The organism is Curtobacterium sp. MCLR17_054 (assembly GCF_003234335.2).
Classification (GTDB): domain Bacteria; phylum Actinomycetota; class Actinomycetes; order Actinomycetales; family Microbacteriaceae; genus Curtobacterium; species Curtobacterium flaccumfaciens.
The window spans coordinates 2067617-2080206 of sequence record NZ_CP126263.1 but is presented as its reverse complement, the minus strand read 5'-3'; the positions used below and the strand labels follow the sequence as shown (position 1 = coordinate 2080206).

Genomic DNA, 12590 nt, shown 5'->3' with positions numbered 1-12590 from the left:
GGACCGTGAGTCGGGGTTTCGGGGACGGGAGGCCCGTGGCGGAACCGAGCCGGGCCTCCCGGAAGAAGGGCCGGATCCGGAAACCGGACCCGGCCCTTGCAGGTCAGGAAGCTGCGATCGATTCCTTCGCGGCGGCCACGACGTGCTCCGTCGTGAAGCCGAACTCCTTGAAGAGCGTCTGGTAGTCGGCCGAGGCACCGAAGTGCTCGATCGAGACGCTGCGGCCCTTGTCGCCGACGATGTCGCGCCAGCTCATGGCGATGCCGGCCTCGACCGACACGCGAGCGGTGACGTCCTTCGGGAGCACCTGGTCCTGGTAGTTCTCGGACTGGGCGCGGAACCACTCGATCGACGGCGCGCTCACGACGCGGGCGTTGATGCCCTCGGCCTTGAGCTGCTCGCGAGCATCGACCGCGATCTGGACCTCGGAACCGGTCGCGATGAGGATGACGTCCGGGGTGCCGTTGGGCGCCTCGGCCAGGATGTACGCACCCTTGGCGACGTTCTTCGCCGAAGCGAAGACCTCACCGGATGCGTCACCCTCGCCACGCTCGAACACGGGGAGGTTCTGACGGCTCAGCGCGATGCCGGCCGGGCGGTCGGTGTGCTTGAGCATCTCGAGCCACGCGTACGCGACCTCGTTGGCGTCGGCCGGGCGGACGACGTCGAGACCGGGGATCGCACGGAGCGACGAGACCTGCTCGATCGGCTGGTGCGTCGGGCCGTCCTCGCCGAGGGCGATGGAGTCGTGGGTCCAGACGTAGATCGCCGGCGCCTGCATGAGCGCGGCGAGACGGACCGCCGGACGCATGTAGTCGCTGAAGATGAGGAACGTGCCACCGAAGGGGCGGGTGTTCCCGTGCAGGACGATGCCGTTGAGGATCGAGCCCATGGCGTGCTCGCGGATGCCGAAGTGCAGCACGCGGCCGTACGGGTCGGTGCTCCACGTCGACGTCGAGGCCTCGGCCGGACCGAAGGACTTGGCGCCCTCGATCGTGGTGAGGTTCGACTCGGCGAGGTCGGCCGAACCGCCCCAGAACTCGGGCATCAGCGGCGCGATGGCGTTGATGACCTTGCCGGAAGCGGCACGGGTCGAGACGGCCTTGTCGGTCGGGAAGACCGGGAGCGCTGCTTCGAGGCCCTCCGGGAGCTCCTTCGACTGGACACGGTCGAACAGCGCCTTCTTGTCGGCGTTGGCCGCGGCCCACGCGTCGAAGGACTTCTGCCACTCGGCGTGCTCGGCCTGGCCCTTGGCGACGGCGCCGCGGGTGTACTCGAGGACCTCGGGGGCGACCTCGAAGGTCTTGTCGGTGTCGAAGCCGAGGATCTCCTTGAGACCCTTGATCTCGTCGGCGCCGAGCGCCGAACCGTGGATCTTGCCCGAGTTCTGCTTGGTCGGCGACGGCCAGCCGATGATCGTCTTGAGGACGATGAGCGACGGCTTGTCGGTGACCTGCTTGGCGGCCTCGATCGCGGCGTGGAGCTCCTCGACGTCCTCGGAGTACTCGCCGGTCTTCTTCCAGTCGACGATCTGGACGTGCCAGCCGAGCGCCTCGTAGCGGTCGGCGACGCTCTCCGAGAACGCGATGTCGGTGTTGTCCTCGATCGAGATCTGGTTCGAGTCGTAGAACGCGATGAGGTTGCCGAGCTGCTGACGGCCGGCGAGCGAGCCGGACTCGTTCGTCACGCCTTCCTGCATGTCACCGTCGCCGGCGATCACGTAGGTGTAGTGGTCGAACGGCGACTGGCCGGCCGGGGTCTCCGGGTCGAACAGGCCGCGCTCGAAGCGCTGGGCGTAGGCGAAGCCGACCGAGGACGCGAGGCCCTGGCCGAGCGGGCCCGTGGTGATCTCGACACCGTCGGTGTGGCCGTACTCCGGGTGACCCGGGGTCTTCGAGCCCCACTTGCGCAGGTGCTGCAGGTCGTCGATCTCGAGCCCGTAGCCGTGCAGGTAGAACTGCACGTACTGGAGGATCGAGGCGTGACCGGCGGAGAGGATGAAGCGGTCGCGGCCGATCCAGGTGGAGTCGCTCGGGTCGCGACGCATCACCTTCTGGAAGAGCAGGTGGGCGAGCGGAGCGAGGCTCATCGCGGTGCCGGGGTGACCGTTGCCGGCGGCCTCGACCGAGTCGGCGGCGAGAACGCGGGCCGTGTCGACGGCCTTCCGGTCGATGGCGTCCCAGGTGAATTCAGCCACTTGGATGTTGACCCTTCTTGATGCGACATGTGCGAGGGCTCGTGCCATCGCACGGACATGTGGCCATCCCGGGGCCGAGTCGTGTCGCCGTCTAGCGGCGGCCGACCGGCTCATCGCGGCCGACGTCATCGGGGCGCGCACTGCGGGAGGGCGTGTCCAGCATAGTGACCCGGTACTCAGAAGGGGTTCAGGTGACCCCCGATGTTCACACCGGGGTGGCCGTCGACGGTCGATCCGGGCGTGTCGAGCGCGTCCGGATCACGCCGGGATGTCGGAGCGGGGCACCGTCGCGGCGCTTCCATCCCGTAAACTGATCGGGACCCGTGGACATTCCGGGTCAGCGCATGCCCGGACGCCGTCGCAGTCGTCCACCGAGTGTGCGAGCTGATGCGAACAGACTGAGGTTCTCTTGCCGACTGCCACCGTGACCCGGCCCGACACCGATCGACCCCGATCGCCGCTGTCCCGCAAGGTCCGTGCGTACGTCTCGTTGACGAAGCCGCGCGTGATGGAGCTGCTGCTCGTCACCACGGCGCCGACGATGTTCCTCGCCGAACGCGGCGTCCCCGACCTGTGGCTCGTCTTCTGGACGATGCTCGGCGGAGCGATGTCGGCCGGTTCGGCGTCGGCCTTCAACTGCTACATCGACCGCGACATCGACCGGCTGATGAAGCGGACGAGCACCCGCCCGCTCGTCACCGGCGAGCTGTCCGACCGCGAGGCCCTCGTGTTCTCGTGGGTGCTCGGCATCCTGTCGACCGCGGTGCTCGGCTTCCTGGTGAACTGGCTCGCCGCCGCGCTGAGCGTCATCGCGATCCTCATCTACGTGTTCGTCTACACGCTGTGGCTCAAGCGCCGCACCCCGCAGAACATCGTGTGGGGCGGCTCGGCCGGCTGCATGCCCGTGCTCATCGGCTGGGCGGGCGTCACCGGGTCGCTGACCTGGACCCCGGTCATCCTGTTCATGGTGATCTTCCTGTGGACGCCGCCGCACTACTGGCCGCTGTCGATGAAGTACCGCGACGACTACGACGCGGCCGACGTGCCGATGCTCGCCGTGGTCCGTGGCCGCACCGTCGTCGGCCTGCAGGTCGTGCTGTACGCGTGGGCGACGCTCGTCTGCTCGCTCCTGCTCATCCCGGTCGGACACATGGGGCCGCTCTACACGGTGGTCGCGCTGGCGGGCGGCATCTGGTTCGTCGTCGAGTCGCACCGCCTGTACTCGCGGGCCATCCAGCACGTCGAGCACGTGCAGCCGATGCGGGTCTTCCACAGCTCGATCACGTACCTGACGCTGCTCTTCATCGCCGTGGGCATCGACCCGCTGCTGCCGCAGGTCTTCACCTTCTAGGCGGTCGAGCGGGCGCCCGCGCGCGCTCGGTCCGCACGACGCCGTCGTGTCCAGGTGACGCCGTCGTGTCCTGCTGACGCCGTCATGTCCGGTTGACACCGTCGTGTCCGGTTGACGCCGTCGTGTCCTGTTGACGCCGTCGTGTCGGCACGACGCCGCCACCCCGCCGAGACGCCGCCGAATCCGGCGGCGTCTCGCGCGTTCGGCGGCGTACCGGCAGGACACCGGCGTCCTGCGTCGGCCACGAGGCGGCCTGGAGGCGCGGTGCGGGCCCGCCACGGGCCTCCCGTCCGGCGTGACCGCCGTCGGCCGCGGGGCGGACGCGAGTCGCTGCGGACCGCGCGTGGTGCGGATGTCGAGCGACGAAGTCGATGTCGTGCGACGTCCGCGGTGTCGTTCTGCGTCAGCAGCGTGGCGCCCGCCGGCCACGTCCACCGGAAACGCGACACCCCACGAGTCGATCGACTCGTGGGGTGTCGGGGGACGGGTGTCGAGCGCGCGACGCGCCCGGGTGTCAGGCGTCGATGGATTCCCGGACGGCGTCTCGGCCGGCCGAGGCCCGCGTGGACAGCACGACGGCGGTGACCGCTCCGACGAGCAGCCCGGCGAGCACCATGTGCGTGCCGACGAGCCCCACGGGCAGACCCGTTCGCGCCTGCGTGAGCCCGACCGCGATCTGCAGGAACTCGACGACGAGCAGCAGCAGCGGCCACTTGCTCGGGCGGCCCAGGCGGACGGCTCCGATGACGAGCACCAGGGTCAGGGCGAAGAGGGCGTACGCGGGCCAGGCGTGCACGTGCTCCATGACCGCGGGGTCGAACCCGGTGCGGTGCAGACGTCCACCGTCGACCGCGGCGTCGGCTCCGGCGTGCGGGCCGCTGCCGGTGGTCAGGATGCCGACGAGTACGGTCACGACGACGGCGGCGACGGTGCCGCGGACGACACCCGTGTACCAGCGCGGGACGAGGCGCTGGGCGGTGCGCGGGCCGTGCGTCGTGCGGTAGACCAGCGCAGCGGTCACCGAGGTGAGGGCGGCGGAGACGACGAAGTGCAGCCCGACCACGAATGGGTTCAGGTTCGTCCAGACGCTCATGCCGCCGATGACGGCCTGCACCGGGATCGCGACGCCCTGAGCGAACGCGAGCCAGAAGAGTTCGGGGCGCGTGCGGAGCATCCGGACGACCGCGAGGAACATCGCGACTGCCACGATCACGAGCACGAAGGTGAGCAGGCGGTTGCCGAACTCGATGATGCCGTGGATGCCCATCTCCGGCGTGGAGACGAGCGAATCCGCCGTGCACTTGGGCCAGGTGGGGCATCCGAGGCCCGAGGCGGTGAGGCGCACGAGGCCTCCGGTGCCGATCAGCACGACCTCGACCACGAAGGACGCCCAGGCCAGTGCGACCACGCGACGGTCGACCACGCGGGGGAGCGACCACCACCGTCCGGTCCGGAGATCCTGCTCGACGGGGGATCCGACGCGTGTCACGAGGGTGGTGCCTTCCTGTTGTTCCGTGCAGTGAACCTGTAGGATTCGAGGGTTCAGCAGCAGTCAAGTCTAGGCAGGCGCCGGCTCCGAATGGGCCGAGATCGCCGATCAACCCACGGACTGCGTGGAACCATTGTCGTTGCGAGGGAGCAGCACCGGGTCCGCATGTCAGCGGTCCGCGGTGGAATGGCGTCCAGACGCCACGGGTTCACACCTGTAACGCTGTCCCGCGAGAAGGAAACGAGGAGACCATGTCCGACGTGCTCATCGACCGTCCCGAGCTCGAAGGGCTCGGCCAATACGAGTTCGGCTGGTCCGACTCCGACTCGGCAGGGTCCTCCGCCCGTCGTGGGATCTCGGAAGAGGTCGTCACCGACATCTCGAACCTCAAGGACGAGCCCGAGTGGATGCTGAAGAACCGCCTCAAGGGGCTGTCGCTCTTCGGCCGCAAGCCGATGCCGACGTGGGGTGCCGACCTGACGGGCATCGACTTCGACAACATCAAGTACTTCGTGCGCTCCACCGAGAAGCAGGCGCAGTCGTGGGAGGACCTCCCCGAGGACATCCGTGCGACCTACGAGAAGCTCGGCATCCCTGAGGCCGAGCGCCAGCGCCTCGTCGCCGGCGTCGCCGCCCAGTACGAGTCCGAGGTCGTCTACCACCAGATCCGCGAGGACCTGGAGCAGCAGGGCGTCATCTTCATGGACACCGACACGGCGCTCCGTGAGCACCCGGAGCTGTTCCAGGAGTACTTCGGCACCGTGATCCCGGCCGGCGACAACAAGTTCGCCGCGCTGAACACGGCCGTCTGGTCCGGTGGCTCGTTCGTCTACGTCCCGAAGGGCGTCCACGTCGAGATCCCGCTGCAGGCCTACTTCCGGATCAACACCGAGAACATGGGCCAGTTCGAGCGGACGCTGATCATCGCGGACGAGGACTCGTACGTCCACTACATCGAGGGCTGCACCGCCCCGATCTACAAGTCCGACTCGCTGCACTCGGCCGTCGTCGAGATCATCGTGAAGAAGAACGCCCGCGTTCGGTACACGACGATCCAGAACTGGTCGAACAACGTCTACAACCTCGTCACCAAGCGTGCGATCGCGCACGAGGGCGCGACGATGGAGTGGATCGACGGCAACATCGGGTCCAAGGTCACGATGAAGTACCCGTCGATCTACCTCGCCGGCGAGCACGCCAAGGGTGAGACGCTCTCCGTCGCCTTCGCGGGCCCCGGTCAGCACCAGGACGCCGGCGCGAAGATGATCCACATGGCGCCGTACACGACGTCGTCGATCGTCTCGAAGTCGATCGCCCGTGGTGGCGGTCGTGCGGGCTACCGCGGTGAGGTCCGGGTCGACCCGGCCGCGCACCACGCCGCCAACACCGTGCGCTGCGACGCCCTGCTGGTCGACACGATCAGCCGGAGCGACACCTACCCGGCGATCGACATCCGTGTCGACGACGTGCAGCTGGGACACGAGGCCACGGTCTCGCGTGTCAGCGAGGAGCAGCTCTTCTACCTCATGTCCCGCGGCATGGCCGAGGACGAGGCGATGGCGATGATCGTCCGTGGCTTCATCGAGCCGATCGCCCGCGAGCTCCCGATGGAGTACGCACTCGAACTCAACAAGCTCATCGAGATGAGCATGGAAGGATCCGTCGGCTAGATGTCCAGCACCACCCCTCCCCACATCGACCAGCCGATCGAGCCCGCTGCCGCAGCGCAGGGCGGCACCCAGCACGGCGCCGGAGCCCACTCCGACGGCGGCTGGGACGCCCCCGACAAGAAGGTGCCGGTCCAGACCCGCTCCGAGCGGTTCCAGTCCGGCGACGTCGAGGCGTTCCCGAAGGTCACCGGCCGAGAGGTCAACTGGAAGTTCGCGCCGCTCGCCAAGCTCCAGCCGCTGCTGGACGGCGCGCTCGACGGTTCCGCCTACCCGTACCTCGCCCGCCAGTCCGAGGGCGCCGACGTCGAGTGGGGTCGCAGCGACGACCCCCGCGTCGGCTCCGCCGGCCTGCCCGAGGACCGCGCGTCGGCCGCAGCCTGGACCGCCCGTGACGCGGTCCTGGCGATCACGATCAAGGCCACCGAAGCGCACGAGTTCATCACCGTGACCCGTTCCGACTTCGGGTCGCAGCCACGCGCCGCGCACACGGTCATCACGGCCGAGCCGAATTCCCAGGGCATCGTCGTGCTCGACAACCGCGGCAGCGCCCTGCTGAGCGAGAACATCGAGATCGTCGCGCAGCAGAACGCACGACTGACCGTCGTCAGCCTGCAGGACTGGGACGACGACGCGGTGCACGTCTCGACCCACTTCGCCGAGGTCGGCCGTGATGCCTTCCTCAAGCACGTCGTGGTCTCGCTCGGCGGCGACGTCATCCGCGTCAACCCCTCGACGCACCTCGGTGCGCAGGGCGCCGACACGGAGATGTACGGCGTGTACTTCGCCGACGCCGGCCAGTACATCGAGCAGCAGGTCTACGTGAACCACGACGCGCCGAACACGCGCGGTCGGGTCAACTACAAGGGCGCGCTGCAGGGCCAGGGCGCGCACACCGTCTGGATCGGTGACGTCCTGATCGGCCGCGCCGGTGACGGCACCGACTCGTACGAGCAGAACCGCAACCTCGTGCTGACGGACGGCACCCGTGCCGACAGCATCCCGAACCTCGAGATCGAGACGGGCAACATCGAGGGCGCCGGCCACGCGAGTGCGACCGGTCGCTTCGACGACGAGCAGCTGTTCTACCTGCAGTCCCGCGGCGTCCCGGAAGAAGAAGCGCGGCGCCTCGTCGTGCTCGGCTTCCTGGTCGAGGTCATCCAGAAGATCGGTGCGCCCGAGCTCGAGGAACGCCTCATCGCCGCGGTCGAGCAGGAGCTGGCCGAGGGCCGTTCGGTCATCGCCGCACCGGCCGAGGCGGGCGACGCACAGGCATCCGCCCCGCAGGCCGACGGCGCGGAGGCCACCGCCTGATGGCCGAGAAGGTCTGCGCCGAAGCCGACATCGCGGTGGACAGCCCGATGCGGGTGGTCGTCGACGGCACGGCGGTCGCGATCGTGAAGGACTCGTCCGGCACGGTCCACGCCATCGGCGACACCTGCACGCACGGCGACATCTCGCTGGCCGAGGGCTTCGTCGAGGGTGACTCGCTGGAGTGCTGGGCCCACGGGTCCCGCTTCTCGCTGGCCACCGGCAAGCCGCAGAACTTCCCGGCCTACGAGCCCGTCCCGGTCTTCCGGGTCGAGGTCCGCGACGGCGACGTCTACGTCGACGTGCAGGACGTCGTCCCGGTCGACTGAGCACCCCCAACACTTCCCGCGGCTGACGCCGCACACAGCTGCAACCGAAGGAACGCAATGTCCACTCTGGAAATCCGTGACCTCAAGGTCTCGATCGACACCGACCAGGGCACCAAGGAGATCCTGAAGGGTGTCGACCTCACCATCAACGAGGGCGAGATCCACGCGATCATGGGGCCGAACGGCTCCGGCAAGTCCACCCTGGCGTACACGATCGCCGGTCACCCGCGGTACAACGTCGTCGGTGGCACGATCACCCTCGACGGCGAGGACGTCCTCGCGATGAGCGTCGACGAGCGCGCCCGTGCCGGCATGTTCCTTGCGATGCAGTACCCGGTCGAGATCCCCGGCGTCACGGTGTCGAACTTCCTCCGCACCGCCAAGACGGCGATCGACGGCGAGGCTCCGGCGCTCCGTGGCTGGATCAAGGAACTCCGCCAGTCGATGGCCGACCTGAAGATGGACTCGTCGTTCGCCGAGCGCAACGTCAACGAGGGCTTCTCCGGTGGCGAGAAGAAGCGCCACGAGATCATGCAGCTCGAGCTCCTCAAGCCGAAGTTCGCGGTCCTCGACGAGACCGACTCCGGCCTCGACGTCGACGCACTGAAGATCGTCTCCGAGGGCGTCAACCGCGCCAAGGCCGCGACCGGCCTCGGTGTGCTGCTCATCACGCACTACACGCGCATCCTCCGCTACATCAAGCCGGACTTCGTGCACGTGTTCGTCGCCGGCAAGATCGCGGAGCAGGGCGGCCCCGAGCTGGCCGACCGCCTCGAGAACGAGGGCTACGACCGCTACGTGCAGGTCGCCGCCGCCGAGGCGCAGGCCTGATGATCGCCGCACTCGCTCCCGACAAGTTCGACGAGGTCGTCGAGGGCCTGAAGGAGGTCCAGGACCCGGAGCTCGGCGTGAACATCGTCGACCTCGGCCTGATCTACGACCTCGCCTGGGACGACGACGCCAACGCGCTCGTCATCAGCATGACGCTCACGAGCGCCGGTTGCCCCCTGACCGACGTCATCGAGGGTGACACCGCGAACGCCCTCGACGGCATCGTTGACGCCTTCCGGATCAACTGGGTCTGGATGCCGCCGTGGGGTCCGGAACGGATCACCGACGACGGCCGCGAGATGATGCGCGCCCTCGGGTTCGCGATCTAGTCGCGACCCACCACGGACGGGAGGCGCGGTGCCAGCTGGCACCGCGCCTCCCGTCCGTCTGTGCGCACGCCACGCGCGGGGCGCGCCGCCGAGTGGTCGCGACCACACGCTCACGTTCGCCGAGTGGTCACGTTCTGTCGGCTGACCGCGCTCCAGGCGACGGGATGCGACCACTCGGCGTCCGGGTGGCGGGGAGTCGTGACCGACCGAAACCCCGGCCCGGCCCCGCACGGACTGTTCATCCCCGCACCGGACGCAGAACGGCCCCGCACCGATCAGGTGCGGGGCCGTTCTCGTACGACGGGTCAGCGGCGACCGACGACCTTCCACGCGAGCGGCAGGATGCCGGCGGCGATGAGGGCCTTGGCGATGCCACCGACGATGAACGGGTACAGGCCGGCGGCGAGCACCGACTGGACGTCGTTCGGGGCGCCGAGCTGGCCGAGCGCCACGGCCAGGTACGGCAGGCCGGTCACGAACGGGATGGCACTCGCGAGCAGCATCGCGACGGTGGCGCGGCCGACGTTGCGGTCCCAGTTGCGGCGGGCGAGCCAGCCGACGAGCCCGGCGGCGGGGATGAAGCCGATGACGTACCCGAAACTCGGCAGGGCCAGGGCCTGCAGACCGCCCTGCATGTCGGCGAAGAACGGGGCACCCGCGAGTCCGGCGACGGCGTAGACGAGCAGCGAGAGCATGCCGCGACGTGCGCCGAGGGTCGCGCCGACGAGCACGACGGCGAGCGTCTGCCCGGTGATCGGGACCGGCCACATCGGGACCTCGAGCTGCGCCATCGCGGCGGTGAACAGGGCTCCGCCGGCGACGAGGGCGGCGTCGGCGGCCAGCCCGTGCGTGCGCAGACGGTCGGCGAGGACTGCGCGGGGAGCGAACCCGGTGGCGTTCGTCATGGATTCTCCTAGAATGGACTGCTGGTTCCGTTCGGAACCATCGGTCCCGTCAGCGTAGCGGTGCACCTCACGCACACACCGTTGTGCAAACCCACCAACTGATTGGACGTCCACTGTGCTTGCCGTGCACGAACTCGAGATCCGCGTCGGAGCTCGTCTCCTCATGGAAGACGTGTCCTTCCGTGTCGAGAAGGGCGACAAGATCGGACTCGTCGGCCGCAACGGCGCGGGGAAGACGACGATGACCAAGGCCCTCGCGGGCGAGACGCAGCCGAACGGCGGCACGATCGACCGCGGCGGGGAGATCGGCTACCTGCCGCAGGACCCCCGCTCCGGCGACCCGGAGGAGACCGCGCGGAAGCGCATCCTCGACGCCCGTGGGCTCGGTGAGCTCGTGGAGGGCATCCGCCTCGCCACGCTCGACATGGCGAGCGACGACGCGGCCGTTGCCGAGAAGGCGATGCGACGCTACAGCCGCCTCGACGACCAGTTCAACGCGCTCGGTGGCTACGCGGCCGAGGCCGAGGCGGCGTCGATCGCCTCGAACCTGAAGCTGCCCGACCGCATCCTCGACCAGCAGCTCAAGACGCTCTCGGGTGGTCAGCGCCGCCGCATCGAGCTCGCCCGGATCCTGTTCTCGGACGCCGAGACGATGATCCTCGACGAGCCGACCAACCACCTCGACGCCGACTCGGTCGTGTGGCTCCGCGAGCACCTGAAGACCTACCCCGGTGGCGTCATCATCATCTCCCACGACGTCGAGCTCGTCGACGAAGTCGTGAACCGCGTCTTCTACCTGGACGCCAACCGCCAGACCATCGACATCTACAACATGGGCTGGAAGCTGTACCAGCGGCAGCGCGTCGCCGACGAGGAGCGCCGCCGCAAGGAGCGCGCGGGCGCCGAGAAGAAGGCCGCCACGCTCAAGGACCAGGCCGCCCGCTTCGGTGCGAAGGCGTCCAAGGCTGCAGCAGCCCACCAGATGGTCGCGCGTGCCGACAAGCTCCTCGCCGGCCTCGAGGACGAGCGTGTCGCCGACCGGGTCGCGAAGATCCGCTTCCCCACGCCGGCCCCGTGCGGCCGCACCCCGCTGATGGCCGAGGGGCTGTCGAAGTCGTACGGGTCGCTCGAGATCTTCGCGGGTGTCGACCTGGCGATCGACCGCGGTTCGCGCGTGGTCATCCTCGGCTTCAACGGTGCGGGCAAGACGACCCTGCTGCGCATCCTGGCGGGAGCCGACCAGCCCGACACCGGCGAGATCCAGCCCGGTCACGGTCTGCGCATCGGCTACTACGCGCAGGAGCACGAGAACATCGACATCAACCGCACCGTGATCGAGAACATGGTGTCGGCGTCGACGGACCTCAACGAGACCGAGGCCCGGCGGGTGCTCGGCTCGTTCCTGTTCACGGGCGACGACGGCTACAAGAAGGCCGGCGTCCTGTCCGGCGGCGAGAAGACCCGTCTGTCGCTCGCGATGATCGTGGTCTCCGGCGCGAACGTCCTGCTGCTCGACGAGCCGACGAACAACCTGGACCCGGCGTCGCGCGAGGAGATCCTCAACGCCCTCGCCGGCTTCGAGGGCGCGGTCGTCCTGGTGTCCCACGACGCCGGCGCGGTCGAGGCGCTCAACCCCGAGCGCGTGCTGCTGCTGCCGGACGGCACCGAGGACCACTGGAACAAGGACTACGCGGAGCTCATCGAGCTCGCGTAGCTGCCGCGCGCGTGGTCGGGCGATGCCCGTCCGCACGGTGCCGCGTTCGCGGTCCGGTGCGGTGGTGCGTGCCGGGTGCGCGCTTGTCGCGGTGCGCGGAAGCGCGCACGGGGTTGCAAGGTCCGCACGGTGCGGTCTGGAGGCGCGGTACCGGTCGTGCGTCGCGCCTCCCGTCCGCACGGTGCCCGTTTCGCCATCCGGTGCGGCGTTGCGTGCTGGGTGGCCGTTTGTGGCGCTGCACGGTGCTCGGAAGCGCGCACGGGGTTGCGAGGTCCGCACAGTGCGGTCCCGTCCGCACGGTGCGGCGTTCGCGGTCCGGTCCGGTGCGGTGTTGCGTGCTGGGTGGCCATTTGTGGCGCTGCACGGTGCGCGGAAGCGCGCACGGGGTTGCGAGGTCCGCACGGTGCGGCCTGGAGGCGCGGTGCCGGTGGTGCGCCGTGCCTCCCGTCCGCACGGTGCCGCGTTCG

Annotated in this window: 10 protein-coding genes; 7 read left to right on the top strand and 3 right to left on the bottom strand. The window is 69.1% G+C overall.

From position 1 onward, the window contains the following. Positions 1-103: 103 nt before the first annotated feature. A complete protein-coding gene (tkt, locus tag DEJ08_RS09975) occupies positions 104-2197 on the bottom strand; it encodes a transketolase (RefSeq protein WP_071403754.1) in 2094 nt (697 codons plus the stop codon). Positions 2198-2621: 424 nt separating this feature from the next. Here tkt and DEJ08_RS09970 point away from each other — a divergent pair, with 424 nt between their 5' ends. After that, positions 2622-3548: a heme o synthase gene (locus DEJ08_RS09970; protein WP_071403755.1), complete on the top strand. Its 927-nt coding sequence runs from the start codon at positions 2622-2624 to the stop codon at positions 3546-3548. A 514-nt stretch (positions 3549-4062) separates the two neighbouring features. Here DEJ08_RS09970 and DEJ08_RS09965 read toward each other — a convergent pair. Beyond that, on the bottom strand, positions 4063-5037 hold the full coding sequence (locus DEJ08_RS09965; RefSeq protein WP_111053943.1) for a COX15/CtaA family protein: 975 nt from the start codon (positions 5035-5037) through the stop codon (positions 4063-4065). A gap of 251 nt (positions 5038-5288) precedes the next feature. Between DEJ08_RS09965 and sufB the strand changes: the two genes are divergently transcribed. Genes sufB through DEJ08_RS09940 form a run of 5 tightly spaced genes read left to right on the top strand, consistent with a single transcriptional unit; the run spans position 5289 to position 9504 of the window. Further along, positions 5289-6707, top strand: a complete 1419-nt coding sequence (gene sufB / locus DEJ08_RS09960; protein WP_111053942.1) for a Fe-S cluster assembly protein SufB — start codon at positions 5289-5291, stop codon at positions 6705-6707. Beyond that, a complete protein-coding gene (gene sufD / locus DEJ08_RS09955; RefSeq protein WP_111053941.1) occupies positions 6708-8018 on the top strand; it encodes a Fe-S cluster assembly protein SufD in 1311 nt (436 codons plus the stop codon). After that, positions 8018-8344 (top strand): non-heme iron oxygenase ferredoxin subunit, encoded by a 327-nt coding sequence (locus tag DEJ08_RS09950; RefSeq protein WP_084740352.1) that lies wholly within the window; start codon positions 8018-8020, stop codon positions 8342-8344. Before sufD ends, DEJ08_RS09950 begins: the two co-directional genes overlap by 1 nt. Before the next feature lie 57 nt (positions 8345-8401). Further along, on the top strand, positions 8402-9175 hold the full coding sequence (sufC, locus tag DEJ08_RS09945; RefSeq protein ID WP_071403760.1) for a Fe-S cluster assembly ATPase SufC: 774 nt from the start codon (positions 8402-8404) through the stop codon (positions 9173-9175). Then, positions 9175-9504: a metal-sulfur cluster assembly factor gene (locus DEJ08_RS09940; protein WP_017887270.1), complete on the top strand. Its 330-nt coding sequence runs from the start codon at positions 9175-9177 to the stop codon at positions 9502-9504. The genes sufC and DEJ08_RS09940 overlap by 1 nt, the downstream gene beginning before the upstream one ends. Positions 9505-9809: 305 nt before the next feature. On the opposite strand, the gene DEJ08_RS09935 is transcribed toward DEJ08_RS09940, so the two are convergent. After that, complete coding sequence (locus DEJ08_RS09935) at positions 9810-10409, bottom strand: biotin transporter BioY (RefSeq protein ID WP_111046384.1); 600 nt, start codon at positions 10407-10409, stop codon at positions 9810-9812. 115 nt (positions 10410-10524) lie between these two features. On the opposite strand from DEJ08_RS09935, the gene DEJ08_RS09930 reads away from it, so the two are divergent. Further along, positions 10525-12123 carry an ABC-F family ATP-binding cassette domain-containing protein gene (locus tag DEJ08_RS09930; RefSeq protein ID WP_071403762.1) on the top strand — a complete coding sequence of 533 codons (1599 nt, stop codon included), beginning with the start codon at positions 10525-10527 and terminating at the stop codon, positions 12121-12123. Positions 12124-12590: the final 467 nt, after the last annotated feature.

Bases quoted from the DNA above. Each gene is read 5' to 3' on its own strand.
- sufD (WP_111053941.1), top strand. From the start codon at position 6,708: ATGTCCAGCACCACCCCTCCCCACATCGACCAGCCGATCGAGCCCGCT.
- sufC (WP_071403760.1), top strand. From the start codon at position 8,402: ATGTCCACTCTGGAAATCCGTGACCTCAAGGTCTCGATCGACACCGAC.
- DEJ08_RS09950 (WP_084740352.1), top strand. From the start codon at position 8,018: ATGGCCGAGAAGGTCTGCGCCGAAGCCGACATCGCGGTGGACAGCCCG.
- DEJ08_RS09940 (WP_017887270.1), top strand. From the start codon at position 9,175: ATGATCGCCGCACTCGCTCCCGACAAGTTCGACGAGGTCGTCGAGGGC.
- sufB (WP_111053942.1), top strand. From the start codon at position 5,289: ATGTCCGACGTGCTCATCGACCGTCCCGAGCTCGAAGGGCTCGGCCAA.
- DEJ08_RS09935 (WP_111046384.1), bottom strand. From the start codon at position 10,409: ATGACGAACGCCACCGGGTTCGCTCCCCGCGCAGTCCTCGCCGACCGT.